The organism is Mycobacterium sp. 1423905.2 (assembly GCF_001673155.1).
Classification (GTDB): Bacteria; Actinomycetota; Actinomycetes; order Mycobacteriales; family Mycobacteriaceae; genus Mycobacterium.
Map to the genome: position 1 here is coordinate 1 of NZ_LZLE01000023.1, position 25,070 is coordinate 25,070.

The following is a 25,070-nucleotide window of genomic DNA, read 5'->3' on the forward strand; positions in this document are numbered from 1 at the left end:
CCCCGGGCCCGCGTAGTTGCATGTCCACACTCGGTGATCTGCTGGCCGAGCACACGGTGCTTCCAGGCAAGCGGTTTCGACGTGGGGCGACGGATGGGTATCGGCAGCCGCGAGGCCTACATTCCGGCGCTCAAGGACCATTCCATCGACTTGGTTCCCGAGTACATCGGCAACCTGCTGCTCTACTTCGACCCCGACTTCAAGGAAACGGTGCTCGAAGCGGTCGAATTGCAGCTCTACAAAAGTCTGCCCGGTGACTTGTCGATTCTGACGCCGTCTCCCGCGTCGGACACCGACACCGTCACCGTCACCGGCGCCACTGCCGCCGCGTGGAAACTCAAGACCATCGCCGACCTGGCGGCGCATTCCGCAGACGTCAAGTTCGCCGCCCCGTCGGCTTTCCAGAGTCGACCCGCCGGCTTGGCCGGGCTGCGACAGAAATACGGCTTGGACATCGCTGCGGGCAATTTCAAGATCGTCAACGACGGTGGCGGCGCGGTCACTGTGCGGGCACTGGTGGATGGAACTGTCACGGCTGCAAACGTTTTCAGCACCTCTCCGTCCATCGCCGAGCACCACTTGGTGGTGCTGGAGGATCCGTTGCACAACTTTTTGGCCGGAAACATTGTGCCGCTGGTGAATTCGCAGAAGAAGTCGGATCGGCTCAAGACCGTGCTGGATGCGGTCTCGGCGAAGTTGACCACCGCCGGATTAGCGGAACTCAATGCCGCCGTCTCTGGTAACTCGGGGCTCGATCCCGACCAGGCGGCGCGAAGGTGGGTGCACGACAACGGCTTCGACCGAAGCGTCTCATGATCACCTTCGACGACGTCAGCAAGGTCTTCCCCGGAGGCTCCACCGCCGTCAACCAGCTGAGCATCGACATACCTGCCGGAGAGCTCACCGTATTCGTCGGCCCCTCCGGTTGCGGCAAAACCACCGCGCTGCGGATGATCAACCGGATGGTCGACCCGACTTCGGGCACCATCACCGTCGACGGGGCCGACGTGTCGACCGTCGACCCGGTCACCCTGCGCCGCGGCATCGGTTACGTGATCCAAAGCGCCGGGCTGCTGCCGCATCAACGCGTCATCGACAATGTCGCCACGGTGCCGGTGCTCAAGGGCCAGTCCCGCCGCGCCGCGCGCACCGCGGCCTACCAGGTTCTCGAACGTGTCGGGCTGGACGCCAAGCTGGCGACCCGTTACCCCGCGCAGCTTTCCGGCGGCGAACAACAACGCGTGGGAGTGGCACGCGCGTTGGCGGCCGACCCGCCCATCCTTTTGCTCGACGAAGCCTTTTCGGCCGTCGACCCCGTCGTCCGGCACGAACTGCAGACCGAAATCTTGAGATTGCAAAGCGATCTGCACAAGACCATCGTGTTCGTCACCCACGACATCGACGAAGCGGTCCGGCTCGCCGATCGGGTGGCCGTGTTCGGCCCCGGCGGGGTGCTGCAGCAGTACGATCCGCCCGCGCGGCTACTGTCACACCCGGCCAACCACTTCGTCGCCAAGTTCATCGGGCTCGGCCGGGGCTACCGCTGGCTGCAGCTGCTGGACGCGACCGGCCTGCCGCTGCACGAGATCCAGCGACTCCCGGCCAAGGAAGCTGCGCGCGCGCAACTCGCCGAAGGGTGGGCGCTGCTCGTCGACGACGCCGGCACACCGCTGGGCTGGATCGACGCCGACGGCCTGCGCCGACACCGCGCGGGTGCTCCACTGGCGGACGCCATGAGCGCGGTCGGATCCCTGTTTCATCCGAACGGCAATCTCAGCCAGGCGTTGGACGCCGCGCTCTCGTCACCCTCATCGATCGGGGTGGCGGTTGACGCGGCGAGGCGGGTGGTCGGTGGCGTGCGGGCCGGCGACGTGCTGGCCGCTGCGGATGCTCGGCGGCGGGACTGAGGCGATGCACTACCTGCTGACGCATCTGGGTGCCGCCTGGACGCTGACCGTCATCCATCTGCGGCTCTCGCTCGTCCCGGTGCTGCTCGGACTGGTGATCTCGGTGCCGCTGGGAGTGTTCGTACAGCGCAGGACGGCCCTGCGCCGGTTGACGACCGCGACCGCCAGTGTGGTGTTCACCATTCCGTCGCTGGCCCTGTTCGTCGTGTTGCCGCTGATCATCAAGACCCGCATCCTCGACGAGACCAACGTCATCGTGGCCCTGACCGCCTACACCACCGCCTTGCTGGTGCGCGCGGTGCTCGAGGCGTTGGACGCGGTGCCGGCCGCGGTGCGCGACGCGGCCACCGCGGTGGGGTACACGCCGCTGGGCCGGATGGTGAAAGTGGAGCTGCCGCTGGCCGTTCCGGTGCTGGTGGCCGGATTGCGAGTGGTGGTGGTGACCAATATCGCCATGGTTTCGGTCGGTGCGGTGATCGGCATCGGCGGTTTGGGGACCTGGTTCACCGCCGGTTACCAGACGAACAAGACAGACCAAATCCTGGCCGGCATCATCACGATATTCCTGCTCGCGGTCGTCATCGACATGCTGCTCAATCTGGCCGGCTGGTTGGCCACGCCGTGGCAGCGCGCCAAGGTCCGCCGGCGCCGGTTGGTCCGGGCTCCGATCGTGGGCGGCGCGCGATGAACTTCATCGGGCAGGCGGTGTCCTACCTGACCACCGCGAACAACTGGGCCGGCCCCGACGGGCTCGCCATCCGCGTCGGTGAACACGTGGCATACACAGCGCTGGCGGTGGCGGCTTCGGCGCTGATCGCCGTCCCCGTCGGGCTACTCATCGGACATACCGGGCGCGGGCAACTCGTAGTGGTAGGGGCGGTGAATGGACTGCGGGCGCTGCCGACGCTGGGGGTGCTGCTGCTGGGAGTTTTGGTGTTCGGCCTGGGTCTCGGGCCGCCGATTGCCGCGCTGATGCTGCTGGGAATCCCGTCGCTGCTGGCCGGCACCTACGCAGGCATTGCGGCCGTCGACCCGCTGGTCGTCGACGCGGCGCGCGCGATGGGCATGACCGAGGCCCAGGTGCTGCTGCGCGTCGAGCTGCCCAATGCCCTTCCGTTGATGCTCGGCGGGCTGCGCACGGCGACGCTTCAGGTGGTTGCCACCGCCACCGTCGCCGCCTACGCCAGCCTCGGCGGGTTGGGCCGCTATCTCATCGACGGCATCAAGGAGCGCCAATTTCACATCGCTTTGGTCGGGGCGCTGCTGGTAGCGGCGTTGGCGCTGATCCTCGACGGCGCGCTCGCCGCGGCGGTGTGGGCAGCAGTCCCGGGCACCGGCCGGCTGCGCCTGCCGGGCAGTTGGGGACAAAGTCGTCGCGGTTGAGCAACACGTCTTACGGTAGGAGTGTGAACGCAGCCCCTTCTGATCCGACACCCGGCACCTACCCAGCGATGTTGACGTGGCGCGCGCAAGACTGCTCGCGCATGGAGTCGGTGCGAGTTCATCTGTCCGGCAAGCGAATCCGGGCTAACGGGCGTATCGTCTCGGCGGCCACGGAAACCAGCCCGGCGTTCGGTGCCTTTTACGAATTGCAGACCGATGAGACGGGGGCCACAAAGCGGTTCGGGTTGACGGTGACGCTGGCAGAGCGGGAACGCCAGCTGGCGATCGCACGTGACGAAGAGAACATGTGGCTGATCACCGATCATCAGGGTGAACGGCGCGCGGCCTACAACGGGGCGCTGGACGTCGACGTGGTGTTCAGCCCGTTCTTCAACGCCTTCCCGATTCGCCGCCTGGGACTGCACGAGCGCGCAGAGTCGGTGGCGTTGCCGATCGTCTATGTCAATGTGCCTGAGATGACCGTCAGCGCGGCCACCGTCAGCTACACCAGTGAAGGCCGGCTGGACGGCATCAAGCTGCGCTCGCCGGTCGCCGATACGGTGGTGACCGTCGACGCCGATGGCTTCATCGTGGACTATCCAGGGTTGGCAGAGCGGATCTGATCACGCCGCCGGCTCGACCTGCGGCCGCCAATTGTTCGCGCCAGTCCTCGGCCCCGACGGTCACCGTGACGATGTCCGAGCGTGGGAAGCAGTCGTAGCGTTTCCGGGCGGCGTGGCCGGCGTTGACCAATTCCGCCACCGAGTGGGTGCTGGCCAGTGAGTCGCGGGCGCGGTTGAGCAGTTCGACGACCCGGTCGGCCGCCGGCAAGAGCTGGCCGGAGTTGGCTTCGCACATGGCCCGGACCAAGTCCGGGGCGGTGCCGGCCACCCGGGTGGCGTCCCGGAAGGACCCGGCCGCCAGCGCGAACGCGAGCGGGACTTCGCCGGCGATGAGGGCCAGTGCCTCGGCGAGCAGGTGCGGCAGGTGGGAGATGGCGGCCGCGGCCGCGTCGTGCTCGTCGGACTTGGCCGGAACCACCACTGCACCGCAGTCCAGCGCCAGGTCCATCACCATCGTCCACACCTGCGGGTCGACGTGGTCGTCGACGCTGATCACCCAGGGCGCTCGGTTGAACAGCCCGCCATGTCCGGCCGACCAGCCCGAATGCGCGGTGCCCGTCATCGGGTGACCACCAACGAAGCGCTGCAGCAGGCCGGCTTTGGTGACCTCGTCGAGCACGGCGCCCTTGACGCTGGTGACGTCGGTCAGCGGGCACTCGGGCGCCGTCTCGCGGATATGGTCGAGCATGCTCGGCAATGCCGGCATGGGTACGGCCAGCACGATCAACGCGCGCGAGTCGGCGGCGCGGGCCAGCGTTTCCCCGAGTTCGGTGCTCGCGTCGAAACCCGCGGCCTGGGCGCCGTGGGCACCTTCGACCGATCGGTTGTAGCCGAAAACCTCCCGGCCGGCCGCCTTGGCGGCCCGCATGATTGAACCGCCGATCAGCCCGAGGCCCAGCACGCAGACCGGTGTCGTCGCCACGATTCAAGGTTGGCACAATTCGGCGGTCGACGGGGCCAGCGGGTGTGGCAGGCCGGCACGCTCCCCGTCTGGTCACAGCGCGTGGTGCGGACTAGCGTAGGCGGCCATGGGAGCACAACGGGCTTCGGCAACAGGCCCGTCGGCGGACATTCCGGACGGCTTCGGGGTTGCTGTCGTGCGCGAAGAGGGCCGCTGGCGCTGTTCGTCGATGGGCCCGAAGGCGCTGGTCAGTTTGGCCGCCGCCGAGACGGAATTGCGGGAGCTGCGCAGCGCCGGAGCGGTCTTCGGATTGCTGGACGTCGACGACGAGTTCTTCGTCATCATCCGGCCGGCCCCGGCGGGAACACGGCTGTTGCTCTCCGACGCGACCGCGGCGCTGGACTATGACATCGCCGCCGAGGTGCTGGACAATCTCGACGCCGAGATCGACCCGGAAGACCTGGAAGACGCCGACCCCTTCGAGGAAGGCGACCTGGGCCTGCTGTCGGACATCGGCCTGCCCGAGGCGGTGCTCAGCGTTATCCTCGACGAGACAGATCTGTATGCCGACGAGCAGCTGGGCCGTATTGCGCGGGAGATGGGCTTCGCTGACGAGTTGTCGGCGGTGCTCGACCGCCTCGGTCGGTGATCGCAAGCCCGGCGGAGCCGGGTGCAGCGGGTCGCCGCATCAGGGGGGTCGGTGAGCACTGACGAGGAGCTGATCCGCGCGGCCTTGGCGGTTGCCGCGACGGCCGGTCCGCGTGACGTGCCGATCGGTGCGGTCGTCGTCGGCACCGACGGCACCGAACTGGCCCGCGCGGTGAATGCCCGCGAGCTGCTCGGCGACCCCACCGCGCACGCCGAGATCCTGGCGTTGCGGGCGGCCGCCGGTGTGCTCGGCGACGGGTGGCGATTGGAGGGCGCCACTCTGGCCGTCACCGTCGAACCGTGCACCATGTGCGCGGGCGCGCTGGTCTTGGCCCGGGTGGCCCGGCTGGTGTTCGGCGCGTGGGAGCCCAAGACCGGCGCGGTCGGATCGCTGTGGGACGTGGTGCGCGACCGTCGGCTCAACCATCGGCCCGAGGTGCGCGGCGGTGTGCTGGCCGCGGAGTGCGCCGCGCCGGTGGAAGAGTTCTTCGGCCGCCAGCGATTGGGGTGAGGGGCGGGTGGTTCGGTAAGCTGCTCGACGGTGGCGTGTCCGAGCGGCCTAAGGAGCACGCCTCGAAAGCGTGTGACGGCTAACACCGTCCGAGGGTTCAAATCCCTCCGCCACCGCCAAAATTTTCCAACGAGGAATCGCTGGCCAGCGTGACCGGATCAGTCAGCTGACGCGGCCACCAGCGCCGCGATCGTCGTCATCATCCCAATGCACCCATTCGGGTAGCGGTGTTCTGGGCATTACACCGTACGCCGATGCCTCGTAGCCGGGCTGGTCGCGATGTTCCCGCCAGCGCGGATCGAACCTGTTTGCCCGCGAACGCCTCACGCCGCGAATGACGATCGCGGTCGCGCCAACGACCACAAATGCCAGAAGCGCGACCTTGAGAACTGTCAACAAAATTGTGAGCAACATTGCCGTGACAGCGTAGGCCGTTACCCCGGCCCGCGCCGAGATTTGCCGCCACCGTCGTACGCGAGCGGTCAACCACAGCCCCAGTGGCAATCTCGGTGACGAACGCCGACGCTAGTCCCGAGTCTGCCCCCCACCGGCAACCGCGCGAATCGTCTGCAGTTCGCTCTGGCTGAACGGCCGACCATCGGGGTTGACCAAGTCGCTGAACCACGCCTTCGGCACCGAGGTGTACGGGTGATCCCACGAGTCCCACGGGAAGTACGTCTGCGTCTTCCCGGCGACGAAGCCCCAGTTGAAGGCGCCGACGTTGTGCCGGCGGGCCACCGGCAGGATCCCCTCCACGGTGCTGCCCTGCGAGCGCGCCAGATACTCCGTGCAGATGATCGGCCGACCCAACGGCGCCAACTCGCCGATCCGGCCTTCGAACTCGGCCGGCTTCGCGTAAGAGTGAAAGGTGATCACATCGGCGTTGTCGAGCTGAATGCCGGCGATGGCGCTGCGCTGGCTGGGATCTCCCCAGCTGCCCTGCCAGACACCGCTGGTCAACGGCTGCGCGGGATCGACCGCTCGCGCCCAGCGGAAGACCTGGGGCAGCAGGTCAGCCACCCGCTCCAGCTTGTCGTTGCGTTCCACCCGTCGGTACACCTTCGCCGGGTTGTCCGGCTCGTTCCACAGGTCCCACCCCAACACGCGGTCGTCATTGCGGAACTGGCTCAACACCCCGGTCACGTAGTCGTACAGCACGGCGGCGTAGCGCTTGTCGTCCAGGCGTTCGGCGCCCGGGCTTTGCACCCAGCCGGAGTTGTGCACCCCGGGCCGGGGTGCTCGTTGCCGCCCGGCCCGCGGAATCGGATCCCAGCAGGAGTCGAACAGCACGAACAGCGGTTTGATCCCATGCCGCGCGGTGATGCTGACGAATTGCGCCAGCCGGGATTGGAAGCCCGCGCGGTCGGTGGCCCACAACTGGTCGTGCAGGAATACTCGCACCGTGTTCAAGCCGAAGAACCGGGCCGAGTTCATCTCCCTGTCGATGCGTGCGGCGTCGTAAGTGCCCGCCTGAAACATCTCCAACTGGTTGATCGCCGTCGAGGTGACGTAGTTGGCGCCGACCAGCCAGCCCTGAGCCTGATACCAGGTATTGGCGCGGTCGGCCGGCCACCGCCCGGCCTCGGCGGCCGCACGTGGGGTTCGGGCCAGCGTCGCACCCGCCGCCAACACCAGCGGCAGCTTGAGCGCGGTTCGACGGTCCACGCAGTGACCCTAATTTTCTCCGCGGACCAGTCACTCCGGCGTACCGGGGCCGGTGAAGAATTGTTATCTGGCCGTAGCTCAACAGTTTTCAGGGCGGCCTCAGGCGCTCACGATCAGGGGCAGCGAGATCACTCCGGCGCCCCCGGTGACCAGCAGCACCCAGCGGCCATCGACCGGCAACGTGGCCTCGATGCCGAAGATGGCGAACCCCACCTCGGCGGTGACGGCGGCTTCGGGCAATTGGAAGTCCAACTCCTCGGCCTGCTCACCGGACGGCGAATGGATCACGACGCTCACCCGTCGGTCGGACGTACCCGTCTCGGTCTGGGTCAGCACCACCAGCAGAAACCGGGCGAACCGGTCTGGCCCGAGAGCAAACCGCGATAAGACGCCACCCGACACGGTGAGCTTGTTGTCCACCGCAGACGCCGATTCGGCCAGGAAGGCCCCGACTATCACCCTCCGTGGGGCTGTTGCTGGGGTGGTGCCTGAGCCGGGCCGCCGTAACCCAGTTGCGATGCGGTGTAGCGGGCGGCGTCGGTCATGGGCACGGCTTGCACCGCGGTGCCGTAGGCGCAGATCTCCGTCCACACGTCGCCAAGTTCGGTGGTGTCGAACCGCATAGCGACGATCGCGTTGCCGCCCTTGGTGCGGGCTTCGTTGATCAGCCGTGCCATTGCCTCGTTGCGGCTCTCGGCAAGGTTTCTGGTCATGCCCTGCAGCTCACCGCCGAACATCGACTTGAACCCAGCGCCGAACTGAGCGAAGGCGTTTCGCGATCGGACGGTCAGCCCGAAAACTTCGCCGCACACGCGCTGGATCTCCCAACCGGGAATGTCATTGGTCGTGACGACGAGCACCGCAGAGCCTTCCTGCCGGAACGAGCAATGGTCTGCTGCAGACTACCGCGACGCGCTCACGCAGCCCCGCCGTATCGCCGGCACCGCTGAGGGTGCGGCGGCAGATGCGACATCGGCTAACGTCTCTATATCTCGGTCGACACGTCGAAGTGGGGATCCGGTGGCCAGTGCGGGCGGTGACGTAGACGTCGCTGAGATCGACCTCGATGATCTGACCTGCCCCAGGTTGACCGACGTCCAGCGCCAGATCCTCGAGTACACCGAGGCCAGACACATCGACTTCGACGTCGAGCGGATGCTCGGCGAAGCGATCGAGCAGGCCGGCGTCGACGACCTCGACGACGCCGACGGTTTCACCGAGCGCCTGGCCACACACGTGGCCGCGATCGAAGCCGATCACGGACTCACCCAGCTCATCCGCTCCACGCTGCGCCAGCGAGTGGTTCGTCTGCTGCGGAATCGGTTGTCGTTGATCGAGTTGATCAAGCGGTATCCGGAGATCGAATCGATCCCGATCGAGAAACCCTTCATCGTGGTCGGGATGCCGCGTTCCGGCACCACACACCTGGTGAACCTCATCGCTGCCGACCCGCGCCGGCGCGCCTTGCCGTATTGGGAAAGTCAGGAGCCGATACCGGCGCCGGGCGAGGGACCTGACATCTTCGGGGTGGATCCTCGCTACACGCGCACCAAACGCGAGCACGACGCGCTCATGGTCAGCGCGCCCCTGGTGGCGGCCATGCACGACCGGTTCCCGGAGGCCATCGAAGAAGAGGTCGAACTGCTCGACCTGGACCTGGCCGGCTACGTGCTGGAATGGCATGCGCGCGTACCTGATTGGCGCGACTACTATCTGCGGCTGGACCATACACGGCACTACGTCTTCCTGCGGAAAGTGCTTCAGGCGTTGACGTTCCTGCGGGGGCCGCGGACCTGGGTGCTGAAAAGCCCGCAGCACTGCGAGCAACTGGGCGCACTGATGGCCACCTTTCCCGACGCGACGGTGGCCTTCACCCACCGCGACCCCGCTGCGGTGACCCAATCGGCAATCACGATGATGGCCTACTCAGATCGGCTCCGCCGCACGAGCATCGACCCTGACTGGCTGGTCGACTACTGGAGCGACCGAGTGCACCGGTTGCTCAGCGCATGCGTGCGCGACCGCGAGCTGGTACCCGCCGAACGCAGCATCGACATCAGCTTCCACGAACTCAACGGCAACGAAATGCCGCTTCTCACCGAGCTTTACCACCGCGGCGGAGCCGAATTGACACCAGCGGTCCGGGCCGGCTTCCAGAAGTACCTCAACGGCAATCCGCGCGGTAAGCACGGTCGCATCCGCTATGACTTGAAGCGCCACTTTGGCGTCTCACCCGACAAACTGCGCGAGCGGTTCGGCTTCTATTTCGACAGGTTCGACGTCCGTGCCGAGTGAAGGAGTCCCAGCGATGCCTGAACCGGTCTACCGCAACCGGCCCGGCGCCGAAGCCATGCGCCCCGCCTCCGCCGAGCAAGCCGAACCAATCGCACCGGGAATCTGGTGCTCACCGGGGTTGTCCAACGCCTACTTGCTGACCACCGAAGACGGCCGGGTCATCGTCAACACCGGCATGGGTTTCGAGGGCCCGGTCCATCGCGCGAACTTCGACGCGGTGGACGACTCGCCGGTGCGCTACATCATCTTCACCCAAGGCCACGTCGACCACGTCGGCGGCCTGGACAGCGTCCGCGACCCGGACACGATCGTTGTGGCGCAGTCGAACTGGACTCGGTGGCGCGACGACAACGAACGGCTCATCCCGTATCGGGCCAACCGCAGCGCGTTCGCCTTCCAAGACACACTGGCGTCCGGCATCCAAGCCATCCAACGACGCCTCGGCGCCAGACGTCTGCCCGCTCAAAGTGTTCCCGCCGTAGACGTCGACTTCGAGGACACCCTGACCCTCGAGGTCGGGGGCCGGCGGCTCGAACTCATCTCCGTTCCCGGCGGGGAGACCACCGACTCCCTGGTGGTGTGGCTACCCAACGAGCGAATCTGTCTATGCGGCAACACGTTCGGTCCATTGTTCGGTCACGTACCGAACCTGGTCACCATCCGCGGGGACCGATATCGCGATGCCCTGACAGCAATCGCGTCGGTGGAGCGGGTGCGCGACCTGCAGCCCGATCTCTTGGTCACCGGTCACTTCAATCCGATCGCCGGCGCGGACCGCATCCATGTAGAGCTGACCCGGCTACGCGACGCCATCCAATACATTCATGACCAGACCGTGGCCGGAATGAACGCCGGCAAAGACGTCTGCACCTTGATGCGCGAGATCTCCTTGCCCGCGGAATGCGAAGTGGGACAGGGATATGGAAAGGTGAGCTGGAATGTGCGTGCCATCTGGGAGAACTACTCAGGCTGGTTCCACCATCAGTCGACCACCGAACTCTATCCCGTCGGGTTCGACGCGGTGAGCGCCGACATCGTCGAACTCGCAGGCGCCGACGCGCTGGTCGAGCGGGCCCAGGCGCATCTGCGGGAGGGGCGGCCCGTGCATGCCATCCATCTCGCCGAACTGGTCCCCACAACTCATCAGGGGGCACGCGAACTACTCCGGCGTGCCCACGAAAACTTGCTGGCCGGCAGCGTGAACTTCTGGGAATCCGCCTGGCTCAAGCGACAAATCGCGAGCTATTCATGACCGCGCGCGTCGGCTTCGATTTCACCGGCACCGCAGCGCTGGTCACCGGCGGCACCAGCGGCATTGGACACGCCATCGCTACCCTGTTCCGGGACGCCGGGGCGCAGGTCACCATCACCGGAACCAAGTCGCAGCCCACCGAATACGAGGCCGACCTGTCGGACATGGACTACCAGCAACTTCACATCACCGATCCCGACTCGGTAGATGCCCTGGCGCAGCGGTTCACTCGGCTCGACGTGCTGGTCAACAACGCCGGCGCCAACTTCCCCGGAGGGCTCGACGAGTCAAAGCCGGACGGCTTCGAGGCTTCGGTCGCGCTGAACCTCACGGGCCCTTACCGATTGACCGTGGGACTGTACCGAGCGTTGCGGGCCTCGACCGCCGTCGGTGGGGCCAGCGTGGTCAATATGGCGTCGATGTCGGCACTGCGCGCGGTGCCGCTGGTGCCCGGCTACGGCGCGGCGAAAGCCGGGATCGTCTGCCTGACCCGAAACTTGGCCGTCAAGTGGGCCGGCAAGAGGATCCGGGTGAATGCGGTGGCGCCGGGGACGATCGACACCCCGATGACCGCGCCCATGCACGTCGCACCCCAACTCGTCGAAGCCGAGTTGGCGCACATTCCGCTACAACGCATGGGCTCGCCGCGAGAAGTCGCGCCCACGGTGGCCTTCCTGTGCACCGAGCACAGCAGCTACACCAGCGGTGCCGTCTTCGTCGTCGACGGCGCCTCGGACTGCGTCTAGAAGGGACACCGCGATGACATCTGTGCTCCGACCAGAAGATCTCTACCACACCGGCATCGTCGTGCCCGATATCGACGCCGCGATGGCGCGTTTGAGCGCGCTGGCCGGTTACCAGTGGACCACCGTGCAGAGCTACACGCTGCCGTTTCGCACCGGCACGGATCGGCAGGCCCAAACCCGCGAGTTGACCACCAGCTTCGTCTACTCGCTGCAGAGTCCCTACCTCGAGTTGATTCAGGAGGTGCCCGAAACGCCCTGGGCTACATCGCCCGACAGCGCCATTCACCACCTCGGCTACTTCACCGACAACCTCCTCGACACCGCACGGGCACTGGAGCGCAACGGCTTCTCGTTCGAACTGACCGCGGCCTTCGCCGATCCCGAACCCGCACTGTTCGCCTATTACACCGATGATTTCGGCACGCGCATCGAGATCGTGGATCGCTCGTTGTTCCCAGACTTCCCGGCTTTTCTGCAATCCCAGACCCGCGATCGGTAGCCAACGCCATGATCCTGACGGTGCTCCGCTTCAATTTTGGCTCACCGCAAGGTGATTCGCGCACCCAAAGCAAGCTGATCGGCGCCGCGCTGGAGATGGCGCAATGGGGCGAATCGCGGGGGATCACCACCGTCAGTGTCGACGAACACCACGCCACCGGACACGGGTGGAGCTGCAACCCCATCATGGCAGCGGCGATGTTCTTGGCCCGCACCACCAATTTGATCGCCAGCGTGGACTGTGCGTTGGGTCCGTTATGGCATCCCGTCCGGTTGGCCGAGGACATCGCCCTGGTCGACAACATGAGTCACGGTCGCCTGCACACCACGGTCGGGTTGGGGTACCGCACCATCGAATTCGAATCGCTGGGAGTCGATTTCGCCAGGCGGGGTGAGCTGATGGACGCGCTGATCGCCCGGATGTTGTCGGTCTGGTCGGGTGCGGACCCCGAACTGTGTAGTGGGACATGGACGCGCCCGCATCCGCCTCTGTATGTCGGCGGCGGGGTGCGCGCCACCGCTCGTCGGGCGGCGCGCTTCGGATTGCCGCTGAGCCTGGCCGACCACCTGCCTGACATCGCCGCCTACTATCGCCAGCTGTGCGCCGAGGCCGGCGTCAAGCCGTTCATCTTGATGCCGGGACCGGTCAACCGCGGAATGATCTACCTGCACGAAGACCCGGATCGGGCCTGGGCGGAGCTCGGTGAGCACATCTTGTGGGAGGCGGTCACCTACGGTGGTTGGTCGGCCGAGGGCCGTTCGTTGATGCATCTGCCGGGCGTGCAGACCCTTGATGAGGTCAGGGAGTCGGGGCGCTACCGGTTCCTGACCCCCGACGAGCTGATCACCGAAGTGCGCGATGCCGATCAGTACGGCCCACTGGTCCTGCACCCGTTGGTCGGCGGCATGCCGGTCGAGGAGGCGTGGAAGTCGGTGCAGTTGCTCACCGACACCGTGCTGCCGGCATTGGCGTAGCCGACCTACAAACCGAACGAGGGGGGCGGCGGCGCCATCTCGGTGACCTGCACCGGTAGTGATATCGCGCCGGCGCCGCCGGTGACCACCAGCACCCACCGGCCGTCGACGGGCAACCTCAGCTGCAATTCGAAGAAGGCGAATCCCGGGTACTCGGCCACCGCCGCCTCTGGGACCTCGAAGTCGAGGTGTATCGGCTCGTCCTCCGACGGCGGCCGCATCTCGAGATGAACGCTTCGATCGGTGTTGCCTGGCTCCGCCTGGGTGAGCACCACCAGCACGAACCGCACCAGCCGGTCCGGTCCCAGGCCGAACCGGGACACCACGCCGCCCGACACATTGAGCTTGTTATCCACCGCGGCGGCCGCATCGGCCAGGAACGCACCGGTAAGTATCACGCGCTGAACCTACCCCGCGGTGGGTGGCTAGCACAGAAGGAACCGTCGCCCAGTCCGCGATCACCGGGCGACAGCCCTAATTCTCCGGGATTGCTTTACCCCCGTTTCGAAGCGGAAAGCGCGATACTAGGCAGATGCCTGATCGCCAGCCTGACCGCAATGTGCTGGGTGGCCCGTTGGAACCGTGCGGCACCGAGCCGCTTACCGGGTTCTACCGTGATGGGTGTTGCTCGACTGGGCCCGAAGATCTCGGGTGGCACACGATCTGCGCCGTGGTGACCGCCGAGTTTCTCGAGCATCAGCGCTCCATCGGCAATGACCTGTCCACACCCGTGCCCGAGTACCGATTCCCCGGTCTGCTGCCCGGTGATCGCTGGTGCGTCACCGCCGTGAATTGGCTGCGCGCCCACCGCGACGGTTGCGCGGCGCCCGTCGTGCTGGCCTCCACGCACCAGCGCACGCTCAAGGTGGTGCCGCTCGAGACGCTGCAAGAGCACGCCGTCGATGTGCCCGACGACCTGGCCAACTTATAAATTCGTGGGTTTGTGAACCCCCCGGCGGGGGTATGGGTCGCTACAACGAAGGACGAACGAAATCCCCTACCAGGGTGGAGGATTCGATGTTACGCGACATTGGCCGGGCGTTCGCACTGTTAGGTGCGGCGATAGTGTTCCTGCTAGCGGTGCTATTGGGAGGTACCCAGCGGTCGGTCGCGGACCCCACTCCGGCACCACCGGTGCCCAGCCCGTCGGCTCCTGCGTCACCCTCCTCGGGTGTGGTGATCGCACCGGATCAAGGCGGCACTGGTGACCCAGGCGGCGGCGGTGGCGCCGGTGGTGGCGCCGGAGGCGGTGGGGGCGCCGGCGGCGGATAGCCCATCAGGGCAACTCGGTCGAGTAGAGCCAGGTCTGCCACAACGGCCGCAGTGACTCGTCGGCGTAATTGGCCGCCAAGGCAGTGAAGTCCTCGGTGACCGCGGTGCCGTGTCGATAGCGCGTCGTCCAGTCCTGCAGCAGTGCAAAGAAATTCGCGTCTCCGACGAGCCGGCGCAGCGCGTGCAGGGTGAGCGCGCCGCGCTGGTACACCCGGTCGTCGAACATGTCCTTGGGTCCGGGATCGGTCAGCAACAGATCTTGCGGCTGGTCACGCAGCTGTTGGTGATACCGGTCGGCAAGCTCGTCGGCGCTGGGTCCGTCGCTGTGTTCGGACCACAACCACTCCGCGTAGCAGGCGAATCCCTCGTGTAGCCAGATATCACGCCAGCGGCGCGCGGTCACCGAATTGCCGAACCACTGGTGTGCCAACTCGTGGGCGATCAGCCGCTCACTGTTTCCGGTGCCGTCGCAGTGGTTGGCGCCGAAGATGGAAATGCCTTGTGCCTCAACGGGTATCTCCAAGGCGTCGTCGGTGACCACGACGGTGTAGCCAGTCGAAAGCGGGTATGGCCCAAACAGATCGACGAACAGCTCCATCATCTGTGGTTGGCGGGCGAAGTCGTGATCGAAGTTGCTGCGCAGCCGCTCGGGCAAGGCAGCGGCAATCGGCACTGGGGCGCGGGCGAGTCGCGTCGTCTCATAGCGGCCGATCTGCACCGTCATGAGGTAGGTGGACGTGGGTTCGGGTTGTTCGTATGTCCATACCGTCTGACCGCTCCCCGCCCGCCGCGATACCAGCTTGCCGTTGCCGATAACGCGATAGGACTTCTCGGTGCTGATCTGCAGGCGAAAGGCGGCCTTGGCGCGGGGATGGTCGTCACAGGGGAACCAGGAGGCGGCGCCGTTGGGTTGTCCCGCGACGAGCGCGCCGTCGGTCAGTTCCTCGAATCCGACCGCGCCCCACAGCGATCGGATCGGTTTGGGCGTACCGCCGTAGCGAATAACGATCGACATGGCCGCGCCGGTGGCCAGCTTGGCAGCCAGTTTGATGCGCAGTTTCCCGCTGCGCGCCGAAAACTGGGCGGCGGGCTTGCCGTTGACGGTGACCTTGCGGACTGAGAGGGCTTGCGAGAGGTCGAGGGTGAACGACTGCAGTTCGGTGACGGTAGCGGCGGTGATAGTCGCCGTCCCCGATAGTCGGTTTGCCCCGACCTTGTACTCCAACTCCAGCTCGTAGCGCGACACGCGGTAGCCGAAGTTGCCGTTCTTGGGCAAGTACGGATCGATCACCGGCGCATTCACCGTGGCATCCTTCACGCCGCGTGATCCGCGGCGGCGGCAGCGCCTGATTTCTTGCGGCGGCGCGGCGCCCACGGTCGAATAGGGTTGCCCTGCCAGCGCGTCGACGGTGGTACTTCGTCACCGCGGACCACCAACGACGCCGGACCGACCGCCGCGCCCGCCCCTAGCCTGGAGGCGGGCAGCGCGACGCAGTGTGGCCCGAGGGTGGCGCCCGCTTCGAGGACGACGCTGTCCATCCGCATGATCCGATCGTGAAATAGATGGGTCTGCACCACGCAACCGCGGTTGACCGTGCTGCCGGCGCCCAGCGTGACGAGGTCCGCCTCAGGCAGCCAATAGGTTTCGCACCATGCGCGGCGACCGATCCGCGCGCCCAGGCCGCGTAGCCACATATTCAACACGGCCGTTCCGCTGGCCGCGCGGGCAAACCACGGCGCGGCAACGGTTTCCACGAACGTGTCGGCCAACTCGTTGCGCCACACGAACGACGACCACAGCGCAAACTCGCTCGGTCGAATGCGTTGCACCAAAAGCCATTTCGCTGCAATCGTGATCGCTGCGGCGATGGCGCCGGCGGCCAGAAGGACCAGCCCGCCGCAGATCGCGGCCCAGCCGAAGCCGTGCGTGATGACCAGTGCCTGCAGCGAACCCAACACCGCCACACCGATCAGCGCCGACACCACAACCGGCACGCCGCGACAGATCTCGACCGCGGCGCGCGCCACTTTGAGTCGTGTCGGGGGCGCGTAGGTGGCCTGCTCCTCGGTTTCGGCCGGGCGCCTGCGCAGCCGCATGGGTGGACTGCCCAACCAGGATGACCCGCGTTTGGCCTTCGGGGGAGTGGCCGACAGCACGGCGACCAATCCCTCCTCGGGGACCCGGCGGCCTGGTTGGGTGATGCCGGAGTTACCGAGGAAGGCGCGCCTGCCCACGGTGGTGGTGGCCGCGTAGATCCACCCGCCGCCCAGCTCGTAGGACGCGACCATGGTGTCGTCGGCCAGGAAGGCGCCGTCTTCGATTACCGCGAATTTCGGGGTGAGCAACACCGTGGAGATTTCGGTGTCTCGGCCGACGGTGGCGCCGAGCATACGCAGCCAGATCGGGGTGAACTGGCTGGCGTAGAGCGGAAACAGATAGTGTCGCGCGGCATCCATCAACCGCTCGGTCGTCCACAGCTGCCAACCCGACCTGCTGTGCACCGGGTGATACCCCTCGCACAGTCCGAGGGAGAGCACCCGCACACCGAGCACCGTCACCAGCGCATAAACCGTCAGCGCGGCCAGCGCTGCTACCGGAGTCCACAGCAGTGCCGGCGACACCGCCTGCGTAAGTGTGCGGGTGCCCCGCACGGCCGCCAGGATTACCGCGACGCCGGTGCCGGCGGCAAGTAGTGGCAGTCCGGCGAGCAGCAGCGAGGTGAGTCCGTATACGGCCACCCAGGGCGCTTTGTTCGGCGGGCGCTCGTCCGGCCACGGGTGGCGCGCCTTGCCGGACTTCACTGCCGGAGAGCCCTTCCAGTACTGGCCGTTCTTGATCTTGTCGACCACGCCCGAACCCGGTGCCACGTCGGCGTTCTTTCCGACGACCGCCCCCGGCAGCAGTGTGGTCCGACTGCCGATGGTCGCGTCGTTGCCGATGGTGATCTCGCCGAGGTGAAAGGTGTCCCCGTCGATCCAGTGCCCGCACAACTCGACCTCGGGTTCGACCGCGCTGCGGTGCCCGATGGTGAGCAACCCGGTGACCGGCGGTACCGAATGCAGGTCGACGCCCTTGCCGATGTCGGCGCCCAGGGCACGCGCGTAGTAGACCAGCCAGGGCGCCCCGGCCAAGTTGTGTGCACCACTGGCCTGAGCCAGCCGTTCGGCGAACCACACCCGCAGGTGAACCGACCCGCCGCGGGGATAACTGCCCGGTTGCACCGTGCGCAGCAGGGTCCGCGCGACGAGCACCGCGATGCCCATCCGGCCCAGCGGTGTGACGAACAGGACGAAGGCCGTAACGACCGCCCACCAGGGCACCGGCACGGTCCAGGGCACCACGCGCAGGGCATGTACGACGTTGTTGCCCAGCGTCAGCCAGGTCAGCCACGGCAGTGCGGCCAGCGTCGCCAGAGGCAGGGCCAGCACCGTCTGGGTCAGTTGCGCCTGCCACGGGGTGGGCCGTACGTCGCGAGCCGGCACCTGCGGGGGCGGCTCGAGTTCGTCGAGGAACGCTGCCAACGAACCGAGCCGGGGATGGTCGTACAGGTCGGCGACGGTGAGTTGTGGATATTGCCCGCGCAAGCCGGCCACCAGTTGCGCAGCAGCCAACGAGCCGCCGCCGAGTTCGAAGAAGTCGGCTTCCGGACCGGTGACCGCGGCGCCGAGCAAATCGCGCCACCGTTCGGCCACCCGGCGGGCAGTACCGGTCAGGTCGGGCGTCTCCGCGGTGGCGGTGCCGCCCGGCGGCGGCCAGGGCAGCGCGTCGCGGTCGACCTTGCCGGAGGTGCGGGTGGGAAGGTGGGCGATCTGCACCAGGCGCGGAATCAAAGCCGCGGGCAAGTGCCCGGCGAGTTGAGTGCGCGCCTCGGCGATGTCGAAAGACGGATCGGCGCTGACGACGTAGCCGACCAGCACCGGCGTGCCGGAGGCGGTGCGGCGAACCGCGCACGCGCCGCCGCTGACCTTGGGCAGGTTGACCAACGCGGAGTCGACCTCGCCCAATTCAATGCGTCGGCCGCCGACCTTCACCTGGTCGTCGCTGCGGCCACAGAACAAGAGGCCGTCCGGCTCGAGCCGGACCAGATCGCCGCTGCGGTAGGCCCGCCGCCAGCCTAGGGTCGGCATCGCCGCGTATTTTTCGGCGTCTTTGTCCGCGTCGAGGTAGCGGGCCAGTCCTACCCCGCCGATCACCAGCTCACCGATGTCCCCGTAACCGACCGGCTCGCCGCTGCCGTCCACGACCGCGAGATCCCAACCCGCCAGAGGCAGGCCGATGCTGACCTGTCCGGTGCCGTGCAGTCGGGCGGCACAGGCGACTACCGTCGCCTCGGTCGGGCCGTAGGTGTTCCACACCTCCCGTCCGTCCACCGCAAGTCGCTCGGCGAGCTCGGCCGGGCACGCCTCACCACCGAAGATCAGCAGCCGCACCGCCTCCAGCGCCTCGGCCGGCCACAGGGCGGCCAGCGACGGAACCGTCGAGACCACGGTCACGTCGCGGGTGACCAACCACGGGCCCAGGTCCATGCCGCTGCGCACCAGCGACCGCGGCGCCGGAACCAGGCATGCACCGTGCCGCCACGCCAGCCACATCTCCTCGCACGAGGCGTCGAACGCCACCGACAACCCGGCCAGTACTCGGTCACCGGGCCCGATCGGGCTGTCCTGCAGAAAGAGTCGCGCCTCGGCGTCGACGAACGCCGCTGCGCTGCGGTGCGTGACCGCCACCCCCTTGGGGGTGCCGGTCGATCCCGACGTGAAGATGATCCACGCGTCGTCGCGAACCATCGGTGCTCCGGCGCGCCACCCGCGCGACGAACCGGGACCGCGGACAAGGCCCGTTTCGGTGATCACCACCACCACGTTGGCGGCACCGAAAACCAGGTCGGCGCGCTCGTCGGGATCGTCGGCGTCCACCGGAACGTAGGCCGCGCCTGCGGCCAGTGCCGCCAGGATCGCCACGTACAACGAATAACTGCCCGAGGGCATGCGGATCCCGATTCGGTCGCCGCGGCCCACGCCGCGCGCAGCCAACCAGGCCACGCTGTCTTCCATGTCGGCGACCAATTCGCTGTAGGTCAGTTGCACCGTGCCGTCGTCGAGCGCCGCGGCGTCGGGGTAGCGCGCGGCGGTGTCGTAAATGATGTCGATGAGCGTGCGCGGGTCCGGTGCGGCAGCCGACAGCAGGTACTGCGCGGGGATCTCGGGCACCCAATATTTTTACGCTGAGATTGCCGCCATGGTGGTGGTCGACGCACCGATGACGACCGTGCCGGCCATCTCGGCGAGGCTCGCGTTGCTGTGGTGCGCGCCCCGGACGTAGGCTTCTCGCGATCGAAGGGAGTGACCGCCGATGGCCAAGGTTCTCTTCGTGGTTAGCGGGACGAGTTTCTGGACGCTCAACGACGGCACCAGACACCCCACTGGTTATTGGGCGGAGGAATTCGCCGCTCCCTATCGCGCATTCACCGACGCCGGCCATGACATTGTGGTCGCGACACCCGGCGGTGTGGTGCCCTACGTCGACGTGATGAGCTTGCGCCCGGCCATGGCCGGCGGTGAAGAGGCCGCGCTGGAGCTCGAGGAAACGCTGCGATCGGCCGACGAACTGCGCCGGCCAATCCAATTGGCGAATGCCCGCCTGGACGACTACGACGCCGTCTATTACCCCGGTGGCCACGGCCCGATGGAAGACCTGTGGCAGGACGCCGATTCGGGTCGACTGCTCAGCGCGGCACTCGCCTCCGGCAAACCGTTGGCGATCGTCTGTCATGCCCCGGTAGCCATGCTGGCCACTCGGCGCAACGGTGTCTCCCCGTTCGCGGGTTATCGGGTCAGCGCGTTCACCAACGACGAAGAGGACGGCGTCGGACTGCGCGAGAAAGCGAAATGGACCGCCGAGGACGAACTGGTCAAGTTGGGGGTCGACTTCGTGCGCGGTGAAGTCTGGCAGCCGTTCACCGTCGTCGATCGCAATCTCTACACCGGGCAGAACCCGGCCTCGGCCGGACCGCTGGCGCAGGAGTTGCTCAAAGCGCTCTAGCGACTGGTCAGCTGTGGCGGGCGCGCGACCCAGACAGACGTCGGCGCCGGTCGACCGGTGCCGCTACCCAGTACCGGTTCTTCACCGTATCCAAGGCTTCGGTCACGTACTGGTCCAACGGGCGCCCGGCATTCTTTTGGCGCACCCACTGCTGAAACGCGAAATCTGCTGCTGCGAAACACAAGTGGACCAGCAGGCCGGGACGCATATCGGTGGTGGGGTCGGTGCCCATCCGCGCGGCGACCAACTTGATTGCACGATCTTTCTCGGCTTGCGTGTGGATGCTCACCGTGTCGAGCAGATGCGGTGCGACCAACAGTGCGGAACGCCATTGCGTACAGTCGGATTCGTCGAACGAGCGGGTTCGGGCGACGATCGCGTTGATCAACGCGTGGTCGGGTGATTCGTTGGCAGGCCGGGCGTCGAGGAGATTGACGATCGCCGTCCCGCCATGGCGCACCGGGCCGAGCAGCAGATCTTCCTTGGTGGGCACATACCGAAACAGAGTGCGTGGGGAAATCCCGGCGGCAGTGGCGATTTCCTCAGTCGTCACCGCGTCGTAGCCGCGCTGGACGAACAGGCGGAAGGCCGCGCGCCTGATGTCGGTCAGGACCTGCGCGCGTTGCCGATCACGCAGTGACTCCGCTGTCATCGGAAGCAGCCGATTCCGCCGTCGACGTGGATGGTCTGTCCGGTGATGAAAGTCGCGTCGCTGCTCAGCAGAAATGCCACCAGCGCCCCGACGTCGGTGCGAACATCCCCGATGCGTTTCATCGGTACCCGCCGCACCGCCTTCGCGTAGTCGTCGGGTGCGAACTGTTTCCAGAATTTCACGCCGTCGGATTCGGCGAACGGGCAGATCACGTTGACACGAATGTTGTCACGTCCCCATTCCAGCGCGGCGACTTTGGACAAGCCGCGGATGGCCTCTTTGGCGGCGGCATACCCGCCCCACTTGGGCTCGCCGCCGGTTCCCGTCCCCGAGCCGAGGTTGACGATCGACCCGCCACCGGCAGCCACCATCACCGGGTGCACGGCCTGCATCAGCAAAAAACTTGCGCGCGGGCCAACTTCGTGTCCGAGGGCGAAGTCCTCGAGGCTGACGTCGACGAACCGCTTCGGCTCGTTGGTGGCGATGGCGTTGTTGACCAAGCCGTGTACGGCACCGAAGGCCTGCACCGCAGCGCGGACAATGCGCGGCGCGCTGTGCGGGTCCCGCAGGTCCGCCACCACCGTCTCGACCCGGCCCAGTGCACCGAGTTCCTCAGCCGCCGCAGCCAAGGCCTCGTCCTGGATGTCGGTCAGCAGGACCGCCGCGCCGCGTTCCACCAAGGCGGCGCAGATCCCCTTGCCTACGCCCTGCGCGGCGCCGGTGACGATCGCGACCTGCCCGCGCATCGAATCGGCATGGGAATAAGTCACTGTCACTGAGCAAGTTTCGGGGCGGGGCGGCCCGCGATCAGCGGCAGGTCGAGATAGGTCTTGATGCCTGGCTCGGCTGCGCACACGTCGGGAATGGCGTTTATGCAGTGGTTCGCCGTGGCGACGACCCCCGGATTTCGTATCAGTCCTTCGGCGACGGAGGGTGGCTGCAGGCCTTTGAACGTGAGGCTCACCGTGGGGTCACCGGTGATCTCCACCTCGAAGCGTTCTCCGATGCCGCCGAAGTTCCAACCCGGGTCGAGGTTCTCCTCGCCCATCAACCAGTTGACCGCCGCGGTGATGACCGGTTCGCCGTCGACGAGCGCTTGCCAACGGAATCGGCGGGCGGCCACTGTTCCGGCCGTGATCGGGAACGGGTCGTAATCGATGTCGGACGTCGCGACGGCGATGTCCTGCGTCGTCCTGATGTCGGGGTCGATGCGAAAGCCCATGTAGTCAGCAATCATTCGCACCGACATCTTGAATCCGGCTTCCAGCAGGCCGGCCATCGGCCCTTGCATGGCCTCCTGCGGCGATCCGCCGAAGCCCATGATGTGGCGCACCACGTCCGGCGCGTTGTAGGTGCGGATATCGGAGAACTCTTCGGCCCGGATATGGGTGACGGCCGAGGACAGTGACGACACCATGAGCGGGAAGCGTTCGGTGATACCGCCGGGATGAATACCCGAACCGTGCAGCGTCACCCCGCCTTCGACGGCGGCGTCGTGGATGGCCTTGTTGCGGGCGTTGGTCAGGTCGGGATACACCCAGCCCACCGGGGTGACCACATTCTTGCCGGACCGCAGGATCGCCTGCACCTCTTTGTCATTGGGTATCAACGGGCTGTACATGACGCAGTCGGCATCCAGCGCCAAGAGCTGGTCGACGTTCGTAGTGGCCGTGACGCCGAGCCGGCCGATGCCGATGATTTCGCCGACGTCGAGCCCATCCTTATCCGCGCTGTGCACCCAGCAACCGGCCAGCTCGAGTTGCGGGTGATTGACCACGCATTCGATGGCGGCTTTACCGACACCCCCGGTCGCCCATTGGATGACACGAAGATTAGCTGGGCTGCTCATCGAAGACCTCCGGGGCGAAGTGACGGGCCAGTTGGCACCGTATGACTGTCTGACAGAGACTGTCAACGACAGGTCACCCTAATCCACCAGCGCGGCCCGCATCGGTCTGATACTTTCCGCTCGTCGCATCGATGTCGGGGAGGCGCCTTGTTTCGCACAGTCACCACCGCTTTGGGAATCGCGGTCATCGGCGGATGTATCGCGGTGCCGCAGGCCGCCGCCGACAACCCCGTCTGCACCTCGACGACGTGCGCCTTCCTAGCGCCGTCGGGCAACCTGAGCTGCGAGGTCGACTATCGACGGGGCAGCGGCATCACCGACGGGGCGTATTGCCAGACCGACTCTCCGCCCCAGTCGGTGCAAATGACCGCCGACGGGGCGATCAAGCCGTGTACCGGAGTGGGTTGTCTGGGCAATGCCGGCCAAGGCACCCCGACCCTCGGCTACGGCCAAACTGCCGGAATAGGTCCGTTCACTTGCCAGTCGGAGACCAGCGGGGTCACCTGCACGGTTACCTCGGGTCGCGGCTTCACCATCTCGACCGCGGGCATTACGCCGGTCGGCTGACGCGCTCAGCGCACCCTTGTTTCGCCGGGCCGAGTGTCGTTGCGGCCCTGCGGATCTGCCGTCGCCGTTTCGCGACCGACCGAGGTGACGAGGTGTTCGTAGGTGCCGGTGGTGTGCAGCAGCCGGTCCAGGACCAGAGGTCGCTGGTCGAGGTGCAACTCGATGCCCGCCTGATCGGTCTGGCGGTGCACGAGCAGCAGGCCGGACAGGCCGGCGGAGTCACAGAACACCAGCTCGGAGAAGTCGAGGTGGATCTGGGTCGGGGCGGGCTGTTGGGTGATCAGCTGGGAGACCGCCGTCACCAGCTCGGTGGTGTTCTGGTAGTCGAGTTCACCGGCCACGCGCAGGCAGGCCGATCCGCCAGCGGTGGTGATGGTCAGGCTGAGACTCACTGGGTCACTCCGGTGCGGTCCGGGCCGAAGGTGGCCGATAGGGCATCTTTGGCTGCCCGCAGCAGGCGCTGACTGCGGGGAAAGTCCTTGAGCTGCATAGCCAGCAGGTCCAGCGCGGGAAGCAGGCTTCCGGCCGGCACGCCACGGGCGGTCAGGATCTCGGCGGTCCACACGATGAAGCCGGTGAACAGGTCGTCGTCGTCGGTGTACAGACCGGTGCCGAGGAAGTCGACGATGTGGGCGATGTCCTCGATGGTGTGCTGACGCTGTTGGTCGGTATAGGCGCGCATCGCCGGAATGCGGTCCGCCAATTCGCTGACTGTCGACTGGACCAGTCCCGGGGCGCTCCGGCTGACCAGGCTGTATTCCTGGTCGGCCAGGTGGGGCAGGTCGTCAATGGGTTGGCGGCTGGCACCGAGGTGCATGCGCGGAAACTCCTGCGCCAGTCGCGCACCGGCGGCGCGTGCGTCCGGTGCCCAGGCGTCGGCGCCCAACTGGCGGGCATGGCGGCCATCGCGGCCGAAGGCGGCGCCACCGGCCAGCACCGGCACCCCGGCGGCTTGGCAGGCGGTGATTGCGGCGTGCGCGGTGGGCAGGCGGGTGGGGATGGAACAGGACAGGGCGACGACGTCGGGCGCGTGGTGATGTAAGTGGGCGACCAGGTGTGGAGTCGGGACCTGTGCGCCCAGGAAGTCGACCCGCCAGCCGCGCAGGTGCAGCACTTCGGCGAGCAGCCGGGCGGGCAGCGCGTGCCACTCACCGTCCACGCAAGCCACCGTCACTCGACCGGTGTGAACGGGGGTCCGACTGGAGGGGTGGTGGGCGAGCGCGGCGATCACCCGATCGTTGATCGCGGTGGCGGCGTGTTCCTGAGCGACGGTGATGCGGTTG

The 25,070-nt window shown here is 66.8% G+C and carries 28 protein-coding genes, 1 tRNA gene and 1 pseudogene; 17 read left to right on the forward strand and 13 right to left on the reverse strand.

The window, feature by feature from the left end; translation table 11 throughout:
- The 5 genes and pseudogenes from A9W95_RS01315 to A9W95_RS01335 form a co-directional block, all read left to right on the forward strand.
- The coding region (locus A9W95_RS01315) for an ABC transporter substrate-binding protein (protein ID WP_067408876.1) at positions 1–816 on the forward strand (816 nt) is incomplete at its 5' end.
- Complete coding sequence (locus A9W95_RS01320) at positions 813–1,907, forward strand: ABC transporter ATP-binding protein (RefSeq protein ID WP_067408851.1); 1,095 nt, start codon at positions 813–815, stop codon at positions 1,905–1,907. The genes A9W95_RS01315 and A9W95_RS01320, both read left to right, overlap by 4 nt.
- A 4-nt stretch (positions 1,908–1,911) precedes the next feature.
- Entirely contained in the window at positions 1,912–2,595 is a 684-nt protein-coding gene (locus A9W95_RS01325) for an ABC transporter permease (protein ID WP_067408877.1), read from the forward strand.
- Positions 2,592–3,309, forward strand: a pseudogene (locus tag A9W95_RS01330) (ABC transporter permease). Before A9W95_RS01325 ends, A9W95_RS01330 begins: the two are co-directional and overlap by 4 nt.
- A gap of 4 nt (positions 3,310–3,313) precedes the next feature.
- Positions 3,314–3,913: a putative glycolipid-binding domain-containing protein gene (locus A9W95_RS01335; RefSeq protein ID WP_067408853.1), complete on the forward strand. Its 600-nt coding sequence runs from the start codon at positions 3,314–3,316 to the stop codon at positions 3,911–3,913.
- Here A9W95_RS01335 and A9W95_RS01340 read toward each other — a convergent pair.
- Positions 3,876–4,835 (reverse strand): prephenate dehydrogenase, encoded by a 960-nt coding sequence (locus A9W95_RS01340; RefSeq protein ID WP_067408854.1) that lies wholly within the window; start codon positions 4,833–4,835, stop codon positions 3,876–3,878. The genes A9W95_RS01335 and A9W95_RS01340 overlap by 38 nt on opposite strands.
- A gap of 106 nt (positions 4,836–4,941) precedes the next feature.
- On the opposite strand from A9W95_RS01340, the gene A9W95_RS01345 reads away from it, so the two are divergent.
- The 3 genes from A9W95_RS01345 (at position 4,942) to A9W95_RS01355 (ending at position 6,092) form a co-directional block, all read left to right on the forward strand.
- Complete coding sequence (locus tag A9W95_RS01345) at positions 4,942–5,463, forward strand: tRNA adenosine deaminase-associated protein (protein ID WP_067408855.1); 522 nt, start codon at positions 4,942–4,944, stop codon at positions 5,461–5,463.
- A 51-nt stretch (positions 5,464–5,514) separates the two neighbouring features.
- Positions 5,515–5,973: a nucleoside deaminase gene (locus A9W95_RS01350; RefSeq protein ID WP_067408856.1), complete on the forward strand. Its 459-nt coding sequence runs from the start codon at positions 5,515–5,517 to the stop codon at positions 5,971–5,973.
- A 29-nt stretch (positions 5,974–6,002) separates the two neighbouring features.
- Positions 6,003–6,092, forward strand: a tRNA-Ser gene (locus tag A9W95_RS01355).
- 43 nt (positions 6,093–6,135) lie between these two features.
- Here the strand turns inward: A9W95_RS01355 and A9W95_RS27095 are convergent.
- The 4 genes from A9W95_RS27095 to A9W95_RS01375 all read right to left on the reverse strand — a co-directional run bounded on the left by A9W95_RS27095 (position 6,136) and on the right by A9W95_RS01375 (position 8,498).
- Complete coding sequence (locus tag A9W95_RS27095; RefSeq protein WP_067408857.1) at positions 6,136–6,387, reverse strand: hypothetical protein; 252 nt, start codon at positions 6,385–6,387, stop codon at positions 6,136–6,138.
- A 111-nt stretch (positions 6,388–6,498) separates the two neighbouring features.
- Complete coding sequence (locus A9W95_RS01365; protein ID WP_067408858.1) at positions 6,499–7,638, reverse strand: cellulase family glycosylhydrolase; 1,140 nt, start codon at positions 7,636–7,638, stop codon at positions 6,499–6,501.
- 99 nt (positions 7,639–7,737) lie between these two features.
- Positions 7,738–8,097, reverse strand: coding sequence for a hypothetical protein (locus A9W95_RS01370; RefSeq protein WP_067408859.1), 360 nt, complete (start codon positions 8,095–8,097; stop codon positions 7,738–7,740).
- Complete coding sequence (locus A9W95_RS01375) at positions 8,094–8,498, reverse strand: YbjQ family protein (protein WP_067408860.1); 405 nt, start codon at positions 8,496–8,498, stop codon at positions 8,094–8,096. The genes A9W95_RS01370 and A9W95_RS01375 overlap by 4 nt, the downstream gene beginning before the upstream one ends.
- A gap of 160 nt (positions 8,499–8,658) precedes the next feature.
- On the opposite strand from A9W95_RS01375, the gene A9W95_RS01380 reads away from it, so the two are divergent.
- The 5 genes from A9W95_RS01380 to A9W95_RS01400 are packed head-to-tail and all read left to right on the forward strand — an operon-like array spanning position 8,659 to position 13,404.
- Complete coding sequence (locus A9W95_RS01380) at positions 8,659–9,933, forward strand: sulfotransferase (RefSeq protein WP_067408861.1); 1,275 nt, start codon at positions 8,659–8,661, stop codon at positions 9,931–9,933.
- A 13-nt stretch (positions 9,934–9,946) separates the two neighbouring features.
- Positions 9,947–11,185, forward strand: a complete 1,239-nt coding sequence (locus A9W95_RS01385; protein ID WP_067408862.1) for an MBL fold metallo-hydrolase — start codon at positions 9,947–9,949, stop codon at positions 11,183–11,185.
- A complete protein-coding gene (locus A9W95_RS01390; protein WP_067408863.1) occupies positions 11,182–11,931 on the forward strand; it encodes an SDR family NAD(P)-dependent oxidoreductase in 750 nt (249 codons plus the stop codon). Before A9W95_RS01385 ends, A9W95_RS01390 begins: the two co-directional genes overlap by 4 nt.
- Positions 11,932–11,944: 13 nt before the next feature.
- Positions 11,945–12,430, forward strand: a complete 486-nt coding sequence (locus A9W95_RS01395) for a VOC family protein (protein ID WP_067408864.1) — start codon at positions 11,945–11,947, stop codon at positions 12,428–12,430.
- A gap of 8 nt (positions 12,431–12,438) precedes the next feature.
- Positions 12,439–13,404 carry an LLM class flavin-dependent oxidoreductase gene (locus A9W95_RS01400; protein ID WP_067408865.1) on the forward strand — a complete coding sequence of 322 codons (966 nt, stop codon included), beginning with the start codon at positions 12,439–12,441 and terminating at the stop codon, positions 13,402–13,404.
- A 5-nt stretch (positions 13,405–13,409) separates the two neighbouring features.
- Here the strand turns inward: A9W95_RS01400 and A9W95_RS01405 are convergent, their stop codons facing one another.
- Positions 13,410–13,802: a hypothetical protein gene (locus A9W95_RS01405; RefSeq protein ID WP_067408866.1), complete on the reverse strand. Its 393-nt coding sequence runs from the start codon at positions 13,800–13,802 to the stop codon at positions 13,410–13,412.
- Positions 13,803–13,936: 134 nt separating this feature from the next.
- Between A9W95_RS01405 and A9W95_RS01410 the strand changes: the two genes are divergently transcribed.
- Positions 13,937–14,335 carry a DUF2237 family protein gene (locus A9W95_RS01410; protein ID WP_067408867.1) on the forward strand — a complete coding sequence of 133 codons (399 nt, stop codon included), beginning with the start codon at positions 13,937–13,939 and terminating at the stop codon, positions 14,333–14,335.
- A gap of 86 nt (positions 14,336–14,421) precedes the next feature.
- On the forward strand, positions 14,422–14,676 hold the full coding sequence (locus A9W95_RS26645) for a hypothetical protein (protein ID WP_156745948.1): 255 nt from the start codon (positions 14,422–14,424) through the stop codon (positions 14,674–14,676).
- A gap of 4 nt (positions 14,677–14,680) precedes the next feature.
- Here the strand turns inward: A9W95_RS26645 and A9W95_RS01415 are convergent, their stop codons facing one another.
- Complete coding sequence (locus A9W95_RS01415; RefSeq protein WP_253851520.1) at positions 14,681–15,979, reverse strand: M1 family metallopeptidase; 1,299 nt, start codon at positions 15,977–15,979, stop codon at positions 14,681–14,683.
- An 11-nt stretch (positions 15,980–15,990) separates the two neighbouring features.
- Positions 15,991–19,887: a Pls/PosA family non-ribosomal peptide synthetase gene (locus A9W95_RS01420; RefSeq protein WP_067408868.1), complete on the reverse strand. Its 3,897-nt coding sequence runs from the start codon at positions 19,885–19,887 to the stop codon at positions 15,991–15,993.
- A gap of 142 nt (positions 19,888–20,029) precedes the next feature.
- Here A9W95_RS01420 and A9W95_RS01425 point away from each other — a divergent pair, with 142 nt between their 5' ends.
- A complete protein-coding gene (locus tag A9W95_RS01425) occupies positions 20,030–20,719 on the forward strand; it encodes a type 1 glutamine amidotransferase domain-containing protein (protein ID WP_067408869.1) in 690 nt (229 codons plus the stop codon).
- Positions 20,720–20,726: 7 nt separating this feature from the next.
- On the opposite strand, the gene A9W95_RS01430 is transcribed toward A9W95_RS01425, so the two are convergent.
- The 3 genes from A9W95_RS01430 to A9W95_RS01440 are packed head-to-tail and all read right to left on the reverse strand — an operon-like array spanning position 20,727 to position 23,220.
- Positions 20,727–21,371, reverse strand: a complete 645-nt coding sequence (locus A9W95_RS01430) for a TetR/AcrR family transcriptional regulator (protein ID WP_067408870.1) — start codon at positions 21,369–21,371, stop codon at positions 20,727–20,729.
- A complete protein-coding gene (locus A9W95_RS01435) occupies positions 21,368–22,141 on the reverse strand; it encodes an SDR family NAD(P)-dependent oxidoreductase (RefSeq protein WP_067408871.1) in 774 nt (257 codons plus the stop codon). The genes A9W95_RS01430 and A9W95_RS01435 overlap by 4 nt, the downstream gene beginning before the upstream one ends.
- Before the next feature lie 2 nt (positions 22,142–22,143).
- Positions 22,144–23,220: a dihydrodipicolinate reductase gene (locus A9W95_RS01440; protein ID WP_067408872.1), complete on the reverse strand. Its 1,077-nt coding sequence runs from the start codon at positions 23,218–23,220 to the stop codon at positions 22,144–22,146.
- 147 nt (positions 23,221–23,367) lie between these two features.
- Here A9W95_RS01440 and A9W95_RS01445 point away from each other — a divergent pair, with 147 nt between their 5' ends.
- Positions 23,368–23,787 carry a hypothetical protein gene (locus tag A9W95_RS01445; RefSeq protein ID WP_067408873.1) on the forward strand — a complete coding sequence of 140 codons (420 nt, stop codon included), beginning with the start codon at positions 23,368–23,370 and terminating at the stop codon, positions 23,785–23,787.
- A gap of 5 nt (positions 23,788–23,792) precedes the next feature.
- Here A9W95_RS01445 and A9W95_RS01450 read toward each other — a convergent pair whose 3' ends face one another.
- Complete coding sequence (locus tag A9W95_RS01450; protein ID WP_067408874.1) at positions 23,793–24,179, reverse strand: STAS domain-containing protein; 387 nt, start codon at positions 24,177–24,179, stop codon at positions 23,793–23,795.
- A partial coding sequence (locus tag A9W95_RS01455; RefSeq protein WP_067408875.1) for a B12-binding domain-containing protein occupies positions 24,176–25,070 on the reverse strand: 895 nt, incomplete at its 5' end. The genes A9W95_RS01450 and A9W95_RS01455, both read right to left, overlap by 4 nt.

What these genes read in the sequence shown, in the direction of transcription:
- A9W95_RS01440 (WP_067408872.1), bottom strand. Translation starts at nt 23,220, where the DNA reads ATGAGCAGCCCAGCTAATCTTCGTGTCATCCAATGGGCGACCGGGGGT.
- A9W95_RS01395 (WP_067408864.1), top strand. Translation starts at nt 11,945, where the DNA reads ATGACATCTGTGCTCCGACCAGAAGATCTCTACCACACCGGCATCGTC.
- A9W95_RS01400 (WP_067408865.1), top strand. Translation starts at nt 12,439, where the DNA reads ATGATCCTGACGGTGCTCCGCTTCAATTTTGGCTCACCGCAAGGTGAT.
- A9W95_RS01390 (WP_067408863.1), top strand. Translation starts at nt 11,182, where the DNA reads ATGACCGCGCGCGTCGGCTTCGATTTCACCGGCACCGCAGCGCTGGTC.
- A9W95_RS01410 (WP_067408867.1), top strand. Translation starts at nt 13,937, where the DNA reads ATGCCTGATCGCCAGCCTGACCGCAATGTGCTGGGTGGCCCGTTGGAA.
- A9W95_RS26645 (WP_156745948.1), top strand. Translation starts at nt 14,422, where the DNA reads ATGTTACGCGACATTGGCCGGGCGTTCGCACTGTTAGGTGCGGCGATA.
- A9W95_RS01345 (WP_067408855.1), top strand. Translation starts at nt 4,942, where the DNA reads ATGGGAGCACAACGGGCTTCGGCAACAGGCCCGTCGGCGGACATTCCG.
- A9W95_RS01385 (WP_067408862.1), top strand. Translation starts at nt 9,947, where the DNA reads ATGCCTGAACCGGTCTACCGCAACCGGCCCGGCGCCGAAGCCATGCGC.
- A9W95_RS01425 (WP_067408869.1), top strand. Translation starts at nt 20,030, where the DNA reads ATGGCCAAGGTTCTCTTCGTGGTTAGCGGGACGAGTTTCTGGACGCTC.
- A9W95_RS01320 (WP_067408851.1), top strand. Translation starts at nt 813, where the DNA reads ATGATCACCTTCGACGACGTCAGCAAGGTCTTCCCCGGAGGCTCCACC.
- A9W95_RS01325 (WP_067408877.1), top strand. Translation starts at nt 1,912, where the DNA reads ATGCACTACCTGCTGACGCATCTGGGTGCCGCCTGGACGCTGACCGTC.
- A9W95_RS01430 (WP_067408870.1), bottom strand. Translation starts at nt 21,371, where the DNA reads ATGACAGCGGAGTCACTGCGTGATCGGCAACGCGCGCAGGTCCTGACC.
- A9W95_RS27095 (WP_067408857.1), bottom strand. Translation starts at nt 6,387, where the DNA reads ATGTTGCTCACAATTTTGTTGACAGTTCTCAAGGTCGCGCTTCTGGCA.